General features: G+C 45.8%; 14 protein-coding genes and 1 pseudogene. 7 read left to right on the top strand and 8 right to left on the bottom strand.

What is annotated here, in order from left to right:
* Positions 1–60 precede the first annotated feature (60 nt).
* Positions 61–5,430 carry an AAA family ATPase gene (locus tag QUA90_RS11385; protein ID WP_333445520.1) on the bottom strand — a complete coding sequence of 1,790 codons (5,370 nt, stop codon included), beginning with the start codon at positions 5,428–5,430 and terminating at the stop codon, positions 61–63.
* A gap of 203 nt (positions 5,431–5,633) precedes the next feature.
* Between QUA90_RS11385 and QUA90_RS11380 the strand changes: the two are divergent.
* Positions 5,634–6,439: pseudogene (locus tag QUA90_RS11380) on the top strand (hypothetical protein); the annotation flags it as partial.
* A gap of 79 nt (positions 6,440–6,518) precedes the next feature.
* Here the strand turns inward: QUA90_RS11380 and QUA90_RS11375 are convergent.
* Positions 6,519–6,911 carry a hypothetical protein gene (locus tag QUA90_RS11375; protein ID WP_333445518.1) on the bottom strand — a complete coding sequence of 131 codons (393 nt, stop codon included), beginning with the start codon at positions 6,909–6,911 and terminating at the stop codon, positions 6,519–6,521.
* Positions 6,912–7,371: 460 nt separating this feature from the next.
* Here QUA90_RS11375 and chlP point away from each other — a divergent pair, with 460 nt between their 5' ends.
* Entirely contained in the window at positions 7,372–8,592 is a 1,221-nt protein-coding gene (chlP, locus tag QUA90_RS11370; protein WP_242723505.1) for a geranylgeranyl reductase, read from the top strand.
* A gap of 121 nt (positions 8,593–8,713) precedes the next feature.
* Here chlP and QUA90_RS11365 read toward each other — a convergent pair whose 3' ends face one another.
* Positions 8,714–9,256: a Dps family protein gene (locus tag QUA90_RS11365; RefSeq protein WP_333085490.1), complete on the bottom strand. Its 543-nt coding sequence runs from the start codon at positions 9,254–9,256 to the stop codon at positions 8,714–8,716.
* A 355-nt stretch (positions 9,257–9,611) separates the two neighbouring features.
* On the opposite strand from QUA90_RS11365, the gene QUA90_RS11360 reads away from it, so the two are divergent.
* The 3 genes from QUA90_RS11360 to QUA90_RS11350 all read left to right on the top strand — a co-directional run bounded on the left by QUA90_RS11360 (position 9,612) and on the right by QUA90_RS11350 (position 12,077).
* Positions 9,612–9,857: an Asr1405/Asl0597 family protein gene (locus tag QUA90_RS11360; protein ID WP_333085491.1), complete on the top strand. Its 246-nt coding sequence runs from the start codon at positions 9,612–9,614 to the stop codon at positions 9,855–9,857.
* 73 nt (positions 9,858–9,930) lie between these two features.
* Positions 9,931–10,593: a (2Fe-2S) ferredoxin domain-containing protein gene (locus tag QUA90_RS11355; protein ID WP_333445516.1), complete on the top strand. Its 663-nt coding sequence runs from the start codon at positions 9,931–9,933 to the stop codon at positions 10,591–10,593.
* 152 nt (positions 10,594–10,745) lie between these two features.
* On the top strand, positions 10,746–12,077 hold the full coding sequence (locus QUA90_RS11350; protein WP_333445514.1) for a hypothetical protein: 1,332 nt from the start codon (positions 10,746–10,748) through the stop codon (positions 12,075–12,077).
* A 38-nt stretch (positions 12,078–12,115) separates the two neighbouring features.
* Here QUA90_RS11350 and QUA90_RS11345 read toward each other — a convergent pair whose 3' ends face one another.
* The gene (locus QUA90_RS11345; protein WP_333445512.1) at positions 12,116–14,299 is read right to left on the bottom strand and encodes a flavin-dependent dehydrogenase; all 2,184 of its coding nucleotides are present in this window, start codon (positions 14,297–14,299) and stop codon (positions 12,116–12,118) included.
* Positions 14,300–14,492: 193 nt separating this feature from the next.
* Between QUA90_RS11345 and QUA90_RS11340 the strand changes: the two genes are divergently transcribed.
* Entirely contained in the window at positions 14,493–14,726 is a 234-nt protein-coding gene (locus QUA90_RS11340; RefSeq protein ID WP_190662685.1) for a hypothetical protein, read from the top strand.
* A 187-nt stretch (positions 14,727–14,913) separates the two neighbouring features.
* Here the strand turns inward: QUA90_RS11340 and QUA90_RS11335 are convergent, their stop codons facing one another.
* Both QUA90_RS11335 and QUA90_RS11330 read right to left on the bottom strand, forming a co-directional pair.
* Positions 14,914–15,495 (bottom strand): hypothetical protein, encoded by a 582-nt coding sequence (locus QUA90_RS11335; RefSeq protein WP_333445510.1) that lies wholly within the window; start codon positions 15,493–15,495, stop codon positions 14,914–14,916.
* A gap of 141 nt (positions 15,496–15,636) precedes the next feature.
* Positions 15,637–16,716 (bottom strand): M23 family metallopeptidase, encoded by a 1,080-nt coding sequence (locus QUA90_RS11330; RefSeq protein ID WP_333445508.1) that lies wholly within the window; start codon positions 16,714–16,716, stop codon positions 15,637–15,639.
* 160 nt (positions 16,717–16,876) lie between these two features.
* Between QUA90_RS11330 and QUA90_RS11325 the strand changes: the two genes are divergently transcribed.
* Positions 16,877–17,578 carry a phosphatase PAP2 family protein gene (locus QUA90_RS11325; protein ID WP_333445506.1) on the top strand — a complete coding sequence of 234 codons (702 nt, stop codon included), beginning with the start codon at positions 16,877–16,879 and terminating at the stop codon, positions 17,576–17,578.
* A gap of 11 nt (positions 17,579–17,589) precedes the next feature.
* On the opposite strand, the gene QUA90_RS11320 is transcribed toward QUA90_RS11325, so the two are convergent.
* Both QUA90_RS11320 and QUA90_RS11315 read right to left on the bottom strand, forming a co-directional pair.
* The gene (locus QUA90_RS11320) at positions 17,590–18,474 is read right to left on the bottom strand and encodes an aspartoacylase (protein ID WP_333445504.1); all 885 of its coding nucleotides are present in this window, start codon (positions 18,472–18,474) and stop codon (positions 17,590–17,592) included.
* Between the two features lie 257 nt (positions 18,475–18,731).
* On the bottom strand, positions 18,732–19,001 hold the full coding sequence (locus QUA90_RS11315) for a type II toxin-antitoxin system VapB family antitoxin (RefSeq protein WP_333445502.1): 270 nt from the start codon (positions 18,999–19,001) through the stop codon (positions 18,732–18,734).
* Positions 19,002–19,128 lie beyond the last annotated feature (127 nt).

Raw genomic sequence — 19,128 nt, 5'->3', positions numbered from 1 at the left:
TTTGTTTTTGTAACAAATGTTGAGTTTTTAATGTAGCGATCGAGTTTGGGACTGTTGCAATTAATGTAAATGGTGTAGCCTGTCTTTGATTTTTGTGCGAGTCACCAATGCAGACTCACAGCGTTCCCAGTAAATTTTAGCAACACGATCGCCCGGATTCTGACGCCAACACTCGGAAAACAGTCGCGCCGCTTCAAATAACTTCCCTTCCGAGTAAAGTGCCCTAGCTTCTGCAAACAATTCCAGCGTAGCTAACTTGGTCTGTTTAATTTCTGGCGGATCTGCATCAAACACCTCATAAATCGTCACAGCTTCGGATTTTCCCTTGACTTTTACCGTGTCTAGAGTGCGGATTGTGTACTGAGATGGATTTTTCAGGCGCGTATAAGTTGGCTGGGTAATTAACAGCGAAACCCCATAATTTTTTGTCAAACTTTCCACGCGAGAAGCTAAATTAACGGCATCACTAATTACTGTCCCGTCCATGCGATTTGGTCCTCCCACAGTTCCCAGCATCAAAGAACCCGTATTAATCCCAATCCCAATCTGAATCGGTGCACAGCCAGCGTTAGCGCAGTATTCATTGTATTCAGCGAGGCGGTGCAGCATCGCAATTCCCGCTTTCACCGCATTATCCGCCTCACCGCTAAACAGCGCCATAATCGCATCGCCAATATATTTATCAATAAACCCATGATTTTGATTAATAACAGGTTCCATACGAGAAAGATAGGAATTGATAAATTTGAAATTATCCTCCGGCGTCATAGTTTCCGAAAGCGTAGTGAAATCGCGAATGTCGGAAAACAACACGGACATTTCTAACTGCACTTGGTCGCCCAATTCCACATCAATGATGCTTGATTTCTCTAAAAACTGGAGGAATTGATGGGGAATAAATCGCTCGTAAGCTTTGTTGAGTTGAGCCAGCCTGCTTTCATTTTCGCGTACTTCTGTATAAAGCTTAGAATTTTGAATCGAGATAGCTGCTTGTCCAGATAACACTTTTAATATTTCCACTCTTTCAGGGGTAAAAGCACCCGCTGTCAGATTATTTTCTAAGTAAACAATACTAATGATTTGAGATTGGTTAATCAGCGGTACACATAAAATTGATTTGGGCTGATGCTTTCGGATGTGGGCGTCGTTGGTAAATTGTCCCGATCGCGCAGCATCATCTAGTACCACGCTTTCTTGAGTGCGACTCACATAATTGACAATTGCGGAAGCAAGTTCTGGACAGGTTTCAACGGGGATTGACTGCAACACGGTGACGAGTTCGTCATCGATTTTCCCTTCTGCTTCAATGAACAGTTGTCCCTGGCTTAACAAAATCAGATAGCCTCGTTGCGCCCCTGCATTTTCCATCAAAATTTTCATCAAGCTAGACAGTAGCTTATCTAGCATAATTTCTCCAGAAATCGCCTGAGAAGCCTTCATGACTGCGGTGATATCTAGGTGATTCCCCGAACCAGTCGTTGTCATTGCTACGGTAGTTTGACTATTTTTCCTTCCCGGTTGAGTTACGGCGAATAATTGGGGATATCGCGTTTCTAAATCCGTTACCTTAGCAGTGGCTCCCCATTCAACATAACAATAATACGCCTCAAATATGTAGGCTTGAGCAACTTTTGTTTTACCCCATTCCCAGTAGAATTTGGCTGCTAGTTCGTTGGCCAGGGCTTCGTCATTAACATATTTGTTTTCTTTGGCTCCAGAAATTGCGCGATCGTACATTTCAATCGCCTCGGCTTTATTGCCCAAAACTCGTTTTCGTTCTGCTTCCACTAAATACCATTTATGCAGATAATTCATCGGAGCATTTTGCGCCCACTGTTGCAGCGTGCTTTGATGGGTTTCCACTAAGGCAATAATTTCAGTTTGCTCAATTGCTGGCTGTGCGGGAAAAAGTGCCAGGTGCGTCAGGGCGGCATAAAAATGAAAAATGGGAACAAAAGCTGATCCAGATACTCCCATCAAATACTGTTTGACTTGGGAAATGTGGTCTAGGGCAGCCGTGTAATTGCCATAGCAGTAAGCAAGCAGCAGTTTGAAGATACAGGCACAGGCGATCGCCGTGAATTCATTATCCTGATAGTGCTTGGGAATCATCACCGTTTCATCGTAGGCGGAGCCTATTAACAAATCCGGCCGAGTATGGGTTTCCCTCAAGTTTTGCACCGTCTGCTGAATCATATCCAAATAAATCCGCGCAGAATATTGTTTCAACTGCGCCATTACCGCCCTATAACTTGCTATTTCTGGTTCCCAAGTGTCTAGTTCTACACCAGCGAATAAATGAGTATAAAAACAAATATATATGTTGTAGCCAGCGTCTACAAAGTCGCCGGTTTCCATACCAAACCTATAGCCATCTTTCAGCGTCGGTATCGTTGCCAAAAGAGATTCTTGGCGATGCTGAATCCAACCACCAAACAAAAGTAGAACTGTGGACTTGAATTCGGGTACATTCAACCGATCGAGCAATGAAAGTGCCAATTGCCCAAAGCCATAGCCCGTTTCCACCTCTTGTAAAAAGGCACATAACACCATCCCGTGCATCGCATAACCCACCGTCGATGCGGGCGCATTCCCAAAAGAGAGTGATAAACTCACCATCGTGGAACTCAACAGGGGCAGCAAACCGGGCATTCCCTGGAAAATGGGTGGAAACAACATACCAGACAGTTGCATAGCTGCCTGAGTCTGTGGATTTGTCATCACAGGTAAGTCAACCAATTCCTCAATCTTTCTGCCGCTTAGTTGGCCCGCGAGGGCTTGTAGCGCTTTGCCAATCTGGGGTTCATCAGGTTCGGCAGGGAGTTCAATCCCCAATTGTAAGAGTGCCTCTCTTGCTACTGCGATCGTTTCTAACACCTTGCTCTGGGCTGTCTGAGCGGCAATTTGAATTTCGTAAATTTTAACTCTATCTAAAATTGTTTGGGCTTCTTGCAAAACCAGTGCTGCCATCTGTTCCATACCATCGAAGTCACCATTTAAATAGGCAATTTCAGCAGCAGCAACATATAGATTTAGTGTCAATTCATATTGAGTTTGCCAGCAGTTGACTGTCAGTAGCTCAATTCCCGTTTGTAGATAGATATTTGCCGCTGCGTAGGCGGTAGAATTTCTAGCCTTACGTCCAGCTTCTAAGTTTAGTTGAGCTAAGGCTGAGCGTTCACTTAATTGATTGATCAACTCAATTCCTTGATTTAAATGCCCCACAAGATCAAAGATTTTTTCTTCTGTTTCTATCTCGGAAGAACTTTGTAGCAGTAACTGTCCTATTTTCAGATGAGTGGCTTGTTTTTGGTTGTCGGGAATCAATGAATAAGCCGCTTGCTGGACGCGATCGTGCAGGAACTTATAAGTAGGATTAGCAACAGACTGATTCGGGGATTGAGTATCTGCTTGAATGAAGTTATACCCTTCTGAAATCACTAAAATGAGTCCTTCTTGCAAAGCTTTCCACAGCGCTGATGCCGTTTGTTCTGGTAATTCTTCGCTGACTATTGCCAATGTCTCTAAATCAAACTGCGCCCCAATGCACGCGGCAAGTTTGAGAACATCCTGAGTTTCGGCAGGCAACTTCTGCAATTGCACCGCCATAAACTCCACCACATCCGAGGCGTCGGCAAATTTAACTTGATTAATATCGCACTGCCACCCCCCTTTACTGCCCCCCTTACTAATAGGGGATTGAGGGGGGTTAAAAATAATTTGACCATCTTCATACAAGGCCTTGAGGAATTGAGTCGAGAAAAAAGGATTACCTTGGGTTTTTTGGTAAACCAATTCTGTCAAAGGTGTAGCTAAAGATAAATCGCAAATCAGCGTATCTGCTACCAACTGATTGAGATCTGCTAAACTCAACGGTTGCAGGGTAATCGTATTCACCACTGCCCCAGACTTCACAATCTCATCCACAGTCAACATAAACGGATGAGCCGGTGATACCTCATTATCCCGATAAGCACCCAATACTAACAGATGCCCCGTATCCTCCATCAATAGTTGTAGCAATTTCAGCGATGCCGAATCTGCCCACTGCAAATCGTCCAGAAACATCACTAAGGGATGTTCTGCTTGGGTAAATACTTGCACAAATTTCTGCATTAGCAGATTGAAGCGATTTTGGGCGGCACTCCCCGACAATTCTAGTGCAGGATTTTGAGCGCCAATGATGTGTTCTAATTCAGGAATTACGTCAATCAAGACTTGCCCACTCTCGCCTACTGCGGTGAGAATCTGGGTTTGCCATCTGTGTAACTGAGCGTCACTTTCTGATAATAATTGTCCCATCAATTCCCGAAATGCTTGCACAAATGCACTGAAGGGAATATTTCGTTGAAATTGGTCGTATTTGCCTTTGATAAAATATCCACGCTGTCGGGCGATCGGCTTATGCACTTCATTCACTACTGCGGTTTTCCCAATCCCAGAAAAGCCACCTACAAGCATCATTTCTGCACTAGAATTACGAACTCTTTCAAAGGCATTTAATAGATGAAAAACTTCGGTTTCTCTGCCGTATAACTTTTCGGGAATCAGGAAATGGTCTGTAAGATCCAGCGTTCCCAAGTCAAATTCTTCTATCCTATCGGTTTCTTGTAATTGAACCAGACACATTTCTAAGTCCTGCTTAAGACCCAATGCAGTTTGATAGCGATTTTCCGCATTTTTTGCCATCAGCTTGCTGACAATTTGCGAGACAATTAAGGGAATTTCCGGCTTGATTTCGTGCGGGGGAACTGGCTGTCTGGCAATGTGGCAGTGAACTAGCTCTAAAGCGTCTTCTGTCTCAAAAGGTAGTTTTCCTGTCAGTAATTCGTAAAAGGTGACGCCGAGGGAGTAAAAGTCAGTGCGGTAATCGATAGAGCGATTCATCCTACCAGTTTGTTCGGGTGAAATATAGGCTAAGGTTCCTTCTAAAATGTTGGGGTTTTTCAGGGTTGGCATTTCTCGCGTTAGCTGAGTGGAAATGCCAAAGTCGATAATTTTGAGCTGCCCGGTCGCTGGATTAAATACTATATTAGAAGGGTTAATATCTTTGTGGATAATATTGGCGCTATGAATTTTCCCTAAAGTTTCAGTGGCAGCGATCGCAATTTGCAGAAATTCCTTGAGGCTAAACTTTCGCTGCTGCATCCATATTTTCAACGATTCCCCGCCAAAGTCCTCCACAAAAATCACGAGGCTGTTTTGGTATTTTTGCAAGTCATAAACTTGCACGACTCCCGCCTCTTTCAGCTCTCGGGTGATGCGGTATTCGGTACGGTAGCGTAGCAATTCTTGAGGTGTCGGGTAGCTCTCTTTGAGCAGTTTGAGGATGAGCGGTTGGTGATCCGCTTCCCGAATCGCCCGGTACACCAGAGAGTTAGCACTTTCGTAAAGCAGCTTCTGGACGGCAATGCCTGGAATGGACAGCATATTTATTTTTCTGGTAAAAATTAACGCGCCGTCAGAACACACCCGGTTCGTTGTGTAAAGAATAGCGCTTTAGAAAGGAACAAATTATGTTTTTATAACACACTCTTAGTTTTTCGGCAGCGAAGTGGCTTTCAGGTGGTCTGGCAGAGTAAGGATAAGGAGTTATCATGCGACGTACCTAAGCCTTGTTAATTCTCAACTCCATGAATTGTCCCCGTTTCGCTTCTCCAAACATGGTTAAAAATTGTGCCACCTCCAGCGCTAAGCAAAACTTTAAATGTATATATTGTCACAGGCAGTTTGTTTAAAACCCCAGACATCAAAGGATTTCAGAAGAAATAAAAAAATTGAGCGATCGGCTTTTATTAGAAAAAATATCTTGAGTCGCGATTGTCAAAGTCACGAGGGTGTCCCCCCGCTGGTTCCAATACTATGTGTTTTTCAACAATTAGTATCAGTCCTCCGGAAAGTTCAAGTAAAGTCAAAAAACCAAGGCAAGCTAACGATCCAAAGTGATGAAATGTGGTCGTTTGTAGGCAATAAGGGTAACAAGCAGTGGAAATAGCTGGCGATTGATGCCTTGACCAAAGAAATTCTAGGGGTTTATAGCAATCCTACATGAGTCGTAAGTTTTTCACCCCACCCCAACCCTCCCCTTAGTAAGGGGAGGGAGTAAGAAATTCACAAATGATGCGAGGATGGCTATATATAGGAAGTCTAGTTGAAATGGGTGCTAAAGGTTTTTGGGATTCCCTCCCAGGAGTTTACAGACAATGTGCCGTCTATTATACAGATTTTTTGGTCGCATATAAAAAAGTTTTGCCTCGCCAGCGACACAAATCTGTCGGGAAAGATACGGGCAAAACTTCTGATCTCTAAAGATGCAAGAACTCCCTGATGTACAGGATATCTCGCTATTGTTGTAAGAAAGAGTCTTTCCTAATCTAAAAAGCTCTCCAATCGTGTGGGAGCTTTGTGGTATTTTATTCATCATTACAACGCTTCTTTATCCCTAAAAGGATTAAGAATTTTTCGTTGCTATGCAGGACTACCAGGCTTTGTTCTGATGATTTTGGAGAGTGATTTATCTACTTCCTCTTACCCTTCCCCGCTACAAACTCCCGCAGCCGGAGTAAACTAGCCGTTTGCCCCAAATTCAGTGGCAGCAGCGACACTCCCTCCAACCGAGACTGCACCCAACCATCGCCCCAATACCACTCGTGAAATCCGTCAATTCCCTGACTCAATAACAGCCGCAGACAATTGTGCTCAACAATATCAACGTGATGCTGAACTGCCACGGGGCCCAGCCAACTTGTAAAGGTCAAACCTTGAGCAAATTCTTCCGGCAAACCGCTACACAACTGCTGCGGCCACAGCCATTGCTGCAATTGACTCGGACGCAACAAGCTGTCTCTAATCGCTGTTTCGGAAGCTTCAAGCTCAATCCGCAGGTTGCTTTGTTGAAAGTTACCGAGCATAAGAATTTTAGATATAAGTGCAAGTAACTTTAATGTAACTTATTGGACTGGTTCTAACCTCTTAGGGGCGGGCAAGATGCCCAACCCCTACTCCCCACAAAAACCAAATGCACTCTTTGTGGAACAGGCCGGAAAGCCTGTTCATGTCCGGGCGCGCTAGAAGCCCAACCCCTACTCCCCACAAGCAGAAAATTCATTCTTTGTGGAACAGGCATCTTGCCTGTTCTTAGAAAATAGGGCAAAATGTTCGATCGCACATCAACGTCCATAACTGTTCCAAAGCACTGAAAAATTTAAGATCTTCGATCGCACCTACTGCCCCAGACCCGATTTTCGTATCGAACTGTTAAGCTCTGTTTCATTTCATTGAAATCTCCCCTGCTTCACGCCACCGCATCCAAAGTCCGTGATACCATCACACCTGAGTAATGCCTATAGAAAAAAACTGGAGAGAAAAGCTTTGACACTAAGGGTTGCAGTAGTAGGTTCAGGCCCTGCGGGTTCTTCCGCCGCCGAAACATTGGTAAAAGCAGGCATCGAAACATACCTATTCGAGCGTAAATTAGACAACGCCAAACCCTGCGGTGGGGCGATTCCCCTGTGCATGGTCAGCGAATTCGACTTGCCGCAAAGTATTATTGACCGCCAAGTCAGAAAAATGAAAATGATCTCCCCCTCCAACGTCGAGGTGGACATCAATATTGAAAACGCACACGAATACATCGGTATGTGCCGCCGCGAAGTGCTCGACGGCTTCATGCGCGATCGCGCCGCTTCCTTGGGTGCAAAACTGATTAACGGCACCGTTCACAAATTAGAAATTCCCGGCAACAATACAGACCCCTATACTCTCCACTATGCCGACCACTCCGACGGCAGCGCAATGGGAATTCAGAAAACTCTGAAAGTGGATTTAGTAATCGGGGCTGACGGCGCTAACTCCCGCGTAGCAAAGGCGATCGACGCTGGCGACTACAATTATGCGATCGCCTTCCAAGAGCGCATCCGCCTGCCAGAAGATAAAATGGCTTACTACGAAGACTTAGCCGAAATGTACGTCGGCGACGACGTATCTACCGACTTCTACGCTTGGGTGTTCCCCAAATACGACCACGTAGCCGTCGGTACCGGCACGATGAAAGTCAATCAAGCCAGCATCAAAAAGCTGCAAGCAGGCGTCCGCGCCCGCGCTGCCAAAAAACTGATGGGCGGTGAGATTATTAAAGTGGAAGCTCACCCCATCCCGGAACACCCGCGTCCCCGCCGGGTTGTCGGCCGAGTTGCTCTCGTAGGTGACGCCGCAGGTTACGTTACCAAGTCTTCCGGCGAAGGTATCTATTTTGCCGCCAAGTCTGGCCGGATGTGCGCCGAAACTATTGTGGAGATTTCCAATAAAGGCGCGCGCATTCCGACTGAAGAGGAAATTAAGATTTACTTGAAGCGGTGGGATAAAGCCTACGGCATTACTTACAAAGTTCTCGACATTTTGCAGCGCGTGTTTTACCGTTCCGACGCTACTCGCGAAGCTTTTGTGGAAATGTGTGCCGATCGCGATGTGCAGAAACTCACATTCGATAGCTACTTGTATAAGACAGTAGTACCAGCTAATCCATTCATTCAGATGAAGATTACCGCCAAAACCATTGGTAGCTTGTTGCGCGGCAATGCTTTAGCGCCTTAATTCCCTGCGGCTCCAACGCACTTAGTATAAAAAAAGCGGGCAGTCATAAAACTGCCCGCTTTTTTTTCGATCTAAGATAACGAACCGCGAAGGCGGGAAGGAAGAGGAAGAAGAAGAATTGTTAGTTCAAGTTCAACTGCACTAAGGTATCGGGGGCGAGGAAGTGAGAAATGTGATAAGCCCGCTCTTCTGTTTTTAGCAGGATTTTTTCGTAGAGGTAGCGCGTAGCTCGATCGCCCAAACTTTCTGCTTGTCCTGCTTGACGCCGCAGCAAACCGAGGATAGCTTGCTCTGCTGCCAAATCGTGTTCCAGCATTTGGCGGCAGGAATATACGCCGTCGGCTTCCGGATCAAAACAGCACAGCTCGGCTAACTTGCTAAAGCTAGCTGCCGGTATGCCGCCCAACCCGTTTAACCGTTCGCCCAACTCGTGGACGCTATCTTGAGCTTCTCCGTAGCTTTCTTCAAAGAATTTGTGCAAGGAGTAAAATTCTGCCCCTTCCACCACAAAATGATGTTTTTGATATTGCAGGTATAGAGCCTGAAAACTGGCCAGCAGCGCGTTCATTCCTTCACAAATCGGTGCTGTGACTGAATGTTCCAGTAGAACTGGGTTTTCGGCTATGTGGCCAAACGGTCTCAATGCACTCTGAGTCTCAGCCATGTGTGTTCTCCTCTCAATAGGCAGTTTTGTTGCCAATAGAGTCAGTCTAGCACTGTAAATTTACCAGTCAAGCAGAGTCTGCCTCGATAGTGGAAGATTTTATAGAGTAGGAAATTTTTTTTGTAAACCTATTGAGAATTATTAGCAGTTGGGTTATGCTTGAACAAGATCCTCGTTATGAGCGCTTCCTGAAAGTGGGGCGAACCTTCTGAAGGCAGAAGGCAGAGGGCAAAAGGCAGAATTTTTCAGGAAGGGCTTTTGATCATCTTTGATGTTCTGCTGAAATCTGGCTTTTAACTTCTACCCGCTACCATTGAGGGTAAAAATTAATGCAAATTATTACTGTTGTTACAAAATGAATCCAGCAGATCCAGAATTAGAAGTTTGTGACATTGTGCAAGTTAGTTGGCTAGATAGGTGGCAAGTTTACAAACGCTTGCAAGAACTAGAAATTCCCTGCTGGTGTGCGGTTGACCAACCTTTGCGGGCAAAAGTCAATACTGTTAAACAAGCGGCTCAGTTAATGAGCGTGTTGAGGCAAGTCAGTGCCCCTCGATGCGAACTCGTGCAGTGGCTGGAATACTGCTGGCAAAGGGGCTAAAGGAAGCAGGAAGTTAGGGAAAGAGCAGCGTACAAGATGTAACGGATGTAACTGATTTAAAGGAGTTATAACAATGTATAAATCTGGCAAGCACGTTTCCGAATTCAACTTAGAGGGAGAAATCCTCGGCCTGATTATTGAAGATGGCTGTAAACTTAAATATTTGCGAATTAGTAGCGATCGCGGAGTAGAATATCTTGTTAAACTTGGCAAGGAATTGCGGGCATTTCTGTCGCCTATTTTGACACCGGGGTTGAGAGTTCAAGTTGTAGGTGAGAAAGAACTCAATTTGAAAAACGGTAAAATAAAACTTAAAGCTCGCAGCCTCAAGCTGGCTCAGGGTAACAACGATCAATCGCCAGAACTGCTCGACTCCACCAATGGGCCTGTTGCGGTATTGACATCGGACGATGGCGCGATCGGCAAAAGCGAATTCACCTCTCCCACTGTGGCTCAAACTGTAAAAGCTCCGGCAAAAACCCAAACCAAAATATTAGTATGTCAAAAATCCGACTGCCTGAAGCGGGGCGCTGGAGGAGTCTGTAAAGCTTTAGAAAATGCTTTGAATGCGCGCGGTTTAGAAGACAAAGTGACAGTACAGGGAACCGGATGTCTCAAACAGTGTAAAGCGGGCCCAAATATAGTTGTGATGCCGGACAAAACTCGCTACAGCCGCATTGCACCGGCAGAAGTTCCAGCAATCATTGACAAACATTGTGCAGTGGTTAAAGCTTAGGCGATCGCACGCATACCGAAACAGTGCGTTAGACATCAGGAAAAATTATTTTGATAGGACTCTGGACCAAAAACTCACTTAGGGGCTTCCTTCGGGAGAATATCTAAGGATAGACTGTATCTGAGACCCTGTGAGTATTGGGATAAAAAGCCATGTCAGAAGCTGATCTTCGAGCCCATCAGCACCAACCGTACCCTGCTGTTCCATCCGATACCGAACCATTTCAGTCAGATTTTGCTGCTGCTGGGGGTTTTGAGCCGATCGCCCCCGATGCGACAGACACTCCCGCAACGGTTCCCCAACAGCCAGAAGAAGACTGGCAAACAGTAGATTTTCCCAACGCCATCAGCGTAGATGCAATTCCCACAACACCTGAAACAAAAAATTTGCCATCTCTGACACAGCCGACTGAGGCGGGCTCGCCCCCGATTTCAGAGAATCTAAAAAATATGCTTGGGAATGCCGAACAGGCCAAGGGCAAAGGATCAACCCCAGTCACCCTCATGCAAGCGCTGCACGAATGCAACCGCGACCTTTTGCAGCGCATCGCCCAGCTAGAAACAGCTCTCGAAGAGTCCCAAAAAACCTTGCAGAATCGCGAAGCTTTGCTAGAACAGCGGACTGCAGAACTCGAAAATACTCAAGAACAATTGACGCGGCTGTTTGGCAAAGTGGAAGTTTCCCATCAAACCCTCCAAAGTCAAGAAATTTTAGTAGAAAATTTAAGAAGTCAGTTGGCAACCAGCCAAGTCAGGCTAGCGACTGTTGAGCGAGAATGTGCGTCTACTGTGCAGCGCTACAACGAACAGTTACAGCAGTTAGTAGCCACAGAAAATATTTGCAGGGAATTGCGAGCCCGCTTGCACCGCCAGCAGCGCCACACTCTGCAATTCAAAGCTGCCTTGGAAAGAAGTTTGGACAGGCCGCAGGTAAAGTCACCGAGGATTGAGCCGCCTGACAATAATCTGGACACCGCCAGCGCACAATTAGAATCTTTGCTCGCGGCGGTCAAAAGCTCTCAGATGCCTGTGCCGCCAGCCTTCAACGCTTCCCCTGTCCAACCTTGGTCGGAACCAGAAGAGCTTCCAGAGGTAGCCGCTGCTGTTGAGGCGATCGAGCCTGAATCCCCAGCCCCTCTAGAACTCAACAAATTAGCACAAGTATCCGCCATTCAATTACAGGAGACCGAAACCTACCAGCCTCATGAGCCGGCAACTGACTCGGCCGAACCGGTTGCGGAACCTGAACTGCCGATGGCTGAGTCTGAACCCGAAACTGCTACCAAAGTGGACGCCCAAGAATTGGCCAGGGCTTTTCAAATTTTGAACTCTGTTGAAACCTTTGGCATTCAAGAAGTGCGATCGAGTGTGGCAAAACCTACAGCAGTCCCCCAACCAGACTGGCTGAGCTTGATTGCCAGTCCGCTGCGGGCTTCTAAAAAACGCCGATCGCTAGCTGAAATTGAATTGCCGAGTTTTCGATAGCGAACAGAAGTTGCTAGTTTTGAGTCCACACTCAAAACTCAACACTCTTTTCTCCCCTTTCCCATGCCATAGGTGAGAGCATAGCTGGTAGCCAACAGCCACAGCCAAACAGCCGGATACCGGGGTTCCAACCAAGGCTGTACCCTGCGGGCGAAGCTGGGAAGCCATCCGAACAGCAAACTGGCCAAAGCCAGCAGAGTAAAATTCAAGTAACTTCCCAGCCAGCGCCAAATATCCCCCAACGTGACAAAATCTAAAATCCACAAGAGGAGAGAAGGGTTTTTTCCGGCTGCTTCGATCGCCAGTCGATTGAAAGTTAGCCAGTCGGTTCTGTCTTTAATAAAAGTTTCAGCTACAGCGAGTTTTTGTGCTGCCAAAATACCGAAAAAGGTATTGAGAATTGAATTAATTCTTTGGGGTGGCAAACTGCTCCCGGTAGGAACCATCATGCCTTTAGAAAATAGCCATGTTACTGAAACATTGCTCTGGTAGGCGCGAATTTGGTTTAAGTGATTTGCCGTCAGCAAATTGTGCTTTAAAGCAGTATCCAAAAGGTCTGTTAAGCGGAAAAGATTGCGGACAAGGGAGCCGAAGCCTGTGAAAACGAGGGGAGATTGCAGAGATGCTGCGTCGCCGATCGAGACTAGGCGATCGATCGCCACGGAGCGATCGCCGCTGTTGCTGCTAAAATGCCCCGGAATATAACCAAAGGTCGGTTTTTTCCACACCAATTTATCGACATCGCAGCGACGGTATTCCGGCAAAATTGCGAAAAAATCCTCGTACATTTCCAGCAAAGAACCGGGGTTCTCTGGATGTACTTGGTGGTAGTGAAATAGATAAACTGTCAGTTCTGTGCCGGCGCCAGGAAACAACTCCCAAATGAGCTGGCGTCCGCGGGAAACGTCCCCGTGAGTGTGGAGTACATCCCCGTACTCGGAATCCCATACTCCCGGCTCAAATCCTCCGTCGATGACTGCTCCCACTGTCGGACAAACGCTGTCAAAAGTCCGCCCTTCGTTCAATTGCCAAGCGATGGGAGAAGCCGAACCCATTGCATCCACCAGCAGCCTTCCTAATGCAGTGCGATCGGCTTTTGTCGGCAAGTGGTGGCCTTGAACTACTACTTTTTCCGCTGCAACATCGGCTCTAACAAAGTCAGTTTCATCCCAGATTTCTCCACCAGCTTCTGTTAGCTTAACTCCCGCTAAATTCAGCAATTTCTCCCCGTCCAAAGCTACATTGAGTACCTTTGGTGTGTGCAGAACTGGCGCTTGAGCCACGGGCGGATTGTTAGCATCAAAAAACTTGTTGTAGCCATCTTTATATTCTCTGGCAATCAAAGTTTCTATTTCTGCCGCAGTAAATAAACCCAAATCAATTAAGCTTTGAATTTCGTCCCGTGAAATATTCCACTCGCGATTCATTCGCCCGAAAGGCATTCGTTCAACTAGCAGCACCCGGTAGCCCAATCTCGCCATGACTGCGGCGTGAATCACTCCCAAGGCCCCGCCAATATAAATTAAGTCATAAAAAGTATCGCCAGAATCAGACACCGAAATCGTGTCTTCTGCCTTCTCCCCTCTTCCCTCTTCCCTGTTCCCTCTTCCTTCTTCCTTCTTCCCTGTTCCTTCTTCCTTCTTCCCTCTTCCCTCTTCCTTCAAAAACACTACTTGTTTTGGCGTTTGAGGATTGCGAGTGCCTTCGCGCCAACGCTGTTCCCACCAGTAGACGCGCTTGAGGTCGTATTCGCCTTGAGGCATTTTTTGGAAGTATTTGACGGTGAGGGGGTAATAGGGGGCAAGAGCCTCAAAAATTGACTGTTTGGAGAGGTCTATGACAGGGGGTTCCCGGTAGCGATCTGGAAACTTGTTTCTTACAGCAAGATTCAGAGCTTCCAGGAACTTTTTTTCTCCCGCAGGCGCCTCTTCTAGACGAAAGACTTTTAAATAAGTGGTGCGCTGCAGTGACCAGACAAAAGTGGAAAGTTCTGTCGCTCGCCAATTTGGGTTTCCTGAATTGGTGTCAGCCAAGGCGGGTTTTGGATTGGCATTTTGAGTTCCAGACTTGAGAACCTCGGCTGTTGTGGCTGGTGAAAGCAGGCGAAAGCCGTCAGCAGTAATAATTTTTTCTCCGATTCCGGGATCGAATTCGTGCTGCAACCAAGTGCAGACGGCTGCTGTATCCGGTGTCGGGACTTCTAGATAAAGAATTTCTTGCATGATTAGGCTCTCAATTCTGAATAAATTAATAAAGATGGGGGAGTTGACAAGGGAGCAAAGTAGGCTATACTCCCGAATACTTATTTAGTTTTAAATAAGTTTACAATGTTCTCAGATTTTTAGGTTTTCGATCGCTCTTGCTCTCGGTTGGCCCGCAGTGGCTGAATATCTACTCCTTTCGGTATGCACTTCTATGAATTATCCCATTCCTACGAATCCTCAAGAAATGATTGCTTTGCGACAGCAGCCGCTGAATGAAGAATTGGTGGCGTCGGCGATCGCGGGTGTGATTCAAATAGCTCGATCGCGATCTCAGTCTTTGGATGAATTGAAGGCTGAAGTACTCGCGGACGACAATTTGCTCGATTTTGCTCAGAGGCTATGGCTGAGCGACATTGTGGCTCAAGCTTGGAACAATTTGCCCTAAATTGTCAACATCCAAACCACCCTCCCGAACGATCGCGTTCGACGGGGAAGGAGGAGCGATCGAGCCGGCGACAACAAGCTGATGAAAGCTAGATTGTCCCGGAGAATTTGTGATATTGTAAAAATTATGGTTAAGTCATTGTTCAATTTATCTCTATTGAGCAACTTTCATAAATTGGCTCCCAGTTTCATAGGTTAGCTGCATCGATCAAATATTTTAATATGCCAATAATTTTACTAATATTATCAATGAAATAATCATTTAAATCAACTTCCATAATTTGATTCCTAAGCCGTAAAAATTTCCAATTGGTTCCTGTTGTGACCACCCCATATATTTCGGAAATGTTATTGTTTCTTCTTTCATTAAAGATTTGAGCGGCAATCATTTCTGCCATACATTGTGGAAGCCCAGCTTGGATATTATCATTTTTAGCTTCTACTAAGGCGACAACAGGGGCTTTGATTAGCAGTTGTTCGGGAGAACGACTAATCATAAAATCACAGAAACCCGTCAATCCTTTTTCTAAATCTACATTAAACTCTTTTCCGGAAAAAAAGCTAATTTGATACTTAAACTGCTTTCTAAGTTCTACTAAAATAGGTGTGACAATTAATTCTGAGCGAGCTTTTTCGGTATTAATTGCTAAAGCTAAAGAAATGTTGTCTTGCAGAGTTTGGCTGAGAAGCTCGCTATACTCGGCTTCGGGTAAATGGGCAAAAATACCAACTTTGTCAGCAATGGTTATGCCAAAGTTGGTTTCAATCATTTCTAGGTTTGTGAATTGGCTGTATGACATTTTTATTATGAGACCAGGAAAAATTGACCATCAAAAATGAAAAAATATTGTTGTTATTTTAACATATTTCATGCTCGTTTTCAAAGTAATTTGGTATGAGTAACTTGGCGACTAACGCAACTCAACTTCTCGCTTGACTTCTGCCAAAACTCGATCGCCCCGCGTCAACCGGTATTCGGCCCGCCAAACTCCGGGAGTCAGAGGAGAATTTGTACTGTTTCTTTTGCCGACATAACCCAACCAAGTACGGCTGGGGGCTTTAATTTCATTGGTCTGCTCGGCAATGGTTGTGCCGTTGGGTGCAAATAATTTGTATTGTTCGCGATCGCCCTTGAGCACTCCGTAACTTTGCACCCAAAACAACAAAGCGGGACTGTTTGCAGGGAGTTTAGTCTCGGAAAATTGTCCTTCCCAGACAGCGTTCTCGTCCGGCGGCTTATTGGCAAAACCGGCCCTAATTAAACCTGTGGAAACATAGTCTAGAGGCTTGTCCCAAATTGGATTGCGGGCGATGTTGCAGCCTACCTTCGCGTCGGGGCCGACAAACGGATCTACGGGCTTGCCTTGATAGCGAAAAGTTACGTGTACGTGGGGGAAAGATGCCATCCCAGAGTTTCCCACCATGCCCAAAACTGTGCCTTTTTGTACCTGCGTACCCGGTTTGACGGCAACGCTGCCTTGACGGAGGTGGCAGTATTGGGCTTCCCAACCACCGCCGTGGTCGATTACCATGCCGTTGCCGCATTCTGTGCCTGCGATGTTGGCTTTTTCTGTTTCATTTTGTAAACGCCGATCGACCACACCATCTCGCGATCGCAAAACTTTACCTGCTGCGGAGGCAATAACTGGCACTCCTTTTGCCATTGCTTTGGCGTCGGGAATGGCAAAATCTGTGCCGTCGTGCCCGTCGTAGGTTTGGCGCCCGCAGCCAAAATCGACGGCGGTGGGGCCGGGTTCTCGATCGAAATACAGCAATACAAAACAGTCTTTGCCTAGGGTACAGTCGATCGGCTTACCGAATTGCGGGTTGTTCGGCTTTTGGGCGACTGCGGTAGAGACGAGACGCTGGGCGATCGTGTGGGCTTCGGCGATCGGGGCATTTACTCCGCTTTTATTAGCACAACTAGAAAGATTTGTCAACCCCAAGACCAACAAAATTGCAGAAATGTGTTTTTTTGATAGTATAGTCATTCGCAGGTTAGAGGTAAAAGCTGAGGTGGGTAGTGAAAAGCCAATTAATCATTCAGAATATAGTTGCTCAAGCATCTAGACGATTGGTAAGGCTTTTTCGTTTCCTATATTTGTTGTATTATTTTGAGTTGGAAATTTAAAATTTTTAATTAATTCAAGAATGCGTTCTAAAATTCGATCGCTCATTTCAATAATTCGGCTGGCCGGGCTTGCTGTTGCGGCTTTGGGGATGTGGGGATTTGCCACCCTTGCCGAAGACGTGTTGGAAAAAGAAAGTTACGTTTTCGATACCTCTATTTTACTAGCTCTGAGGCAATTGCACACTCCGCTGCGCGATCAAATAATGCTGGGCTTTACTTTTTTGGGCGAGCCGAAGTTGCTGCTAGTGATTTGTCTGACGTTGGGTATTGTTTTGCTAGCGCGCAATCACCGCTCGGAAGCTGCAACTATTGCGCTCGCGGGTGGTGGGGCGATCGGTTTAAATTTACTGTTAAAAAAACTTTTTGCCCGCGATAGACCTCAACTTTGGGAGCGGGTTGTTAATGTAGCATTTTACAGTTTTCCTAGCGGTCACGCAATGATTTCAATGGTTATTTACGGTTTGCTAGGATATTTTTTGGGTGTACGATTTCCCAAGCAGCGCTGGTCGATTTATAGCTTAACAGTTGTATTAATTTCTGCTATTGGTTTGAGCCGACTTTACCTAGGAGTTCACTGGCCTACCGATGTTATTGCTGGTTATACGGCTGGTTTGGTGTGGCTGATTACCTGTATTATCACTTTGGAAATATGGAAGGAATTGCGTTCTTTGACTACGGCTTCTAAAGAGGAGTTTTTGTCACCTGAAAATTCTCAAGAATAATTTTTAAATTTCTACTCAAGACTGACTATTTGCTTTTGAGTAAAACACATGGCAATTCCTTTTTCATAATAAGCAGCCTCGTTAATGAAAATGGGATAAACGGTTGATTTACCTTCATACAATACCGACTCACCATCCAAGGTCAAAAACATCGGATCGCCGGGATTTAGGGCTTCATAATCTCTGAATTGCAGATGAGGATGAATCATTGCCTGAATTTCTCGGTTCTCGTTTCTGGGATAGTCGATCGCCCCAATGGTGTGATAAATAGTCAGGGGATTCTTTGCAGCAGGCATTGTGCCTTGATTGTAGGCTTCTACGCAGTCTAATATCGTGCCGACAACTTGCTCAGTTTGCTGAAATAAAGACGCATCTAATATCCCTTGCGGGACTGCACCAACTTCCAGCGTACCCCCTAATTCGGAAAGCGATCGCAGCAAAGGACTATCATGATTCTTGATTGTAGAAGCGAGTACCTTGAGGTGGGGGTACACAGAGGTTAAATAAGCTGCTAGTAGCAGGTTAAATGGATGATGGCTGGCGAGAATAAATGTTAGCCCCATGTTGGATGTGGTGCTGTGCAAATCGATAATTAAGTTGGGCAGATGAGTGTTTTTTGAGCTAAAAAGGCGGGAGATTTCTTTCGCCCGCTGCGCTTCATAGCTGGAGAGATGGGGATTTTCTAAATCTTGCTTTCTAAAGCAGCGGTTGAGGTCGATATCGATGTAGCGTGTCCCGATTTCGCAAGCTTTGGGATTGGCTAGCAGGGTGATAGTTTCAAAAGTCGATCGCCCAATTAACTCTGGCGCGCGATCGAATTTTTTCACGAGGTAAATTCCTGTGAGTTCGTTTCCGTGGGTTCCTCCCACTATGGCAACACGTTTAATTTGGTTCATAAACAAATAACTTCCTATCCCCAGCTTATCACCCTTTGTCATCTGTTGGTAAAAAACATCACATTGAGGTTGATTGTGTGTTTATATTTAGATTAGCTAAAGTTTAAGTAAGTAGGTAGCACACGCAGAACTGAGAAACCCGGTTTCTCTGGGTATTTCTCGTCATTACTAAACCAAAAACTCATTAGGATGCCACCGCGAAGAAACCGATCGCATTATTTCCGAGATCGTGTTGGTATCGAGTAAATAATGCAGCGTCATTCAAAGATGACCTCGCGTTCTGCAAAAGTTCGATCGCGAACTTCTCCCCAAATTTCATCAGGATTTAAACCCAGTTCGTGCAGTTGATATTTTTCACGAAATGCACTGAGAGATTCTCCAAAGCTAAGTTCGAGATTCTGTGGCTGTTTGCGGCGTTGAATGTATTCGCGCAAGGCGATTTCAACTAGAGTCTCGATCTCAATTTCTCCCTCAAGTTCGATCGCCTCTTGCAGCAGTGCTGTATCCACATTCAGGCTCGTCACCATTGGCTTTCCTCTTTTAACGGTTATTTTATTATAGTTGTGATGTCTCGCTCAGAAACCGGGTTTTTGCCCAGAAGACGCATGACAGTGTAGAAACAAAAAAAAACCCGGTTTCTTTGATTGTGACGCG

The sequence above is a fragment of the Microcoleus sp. D3_18_C4 genome, from assembly GCF_036702355.1.
GTDB lineage: Bacteria > Cyanobacteriota > Cyanobacteriia > Cyanobacteriales > Microcoleaceae > Microcoleus.
Note: the sequence above shows the minus strand (reverse complement) of the source record. Positions and strands in the feature narration are given on the sequence as shown.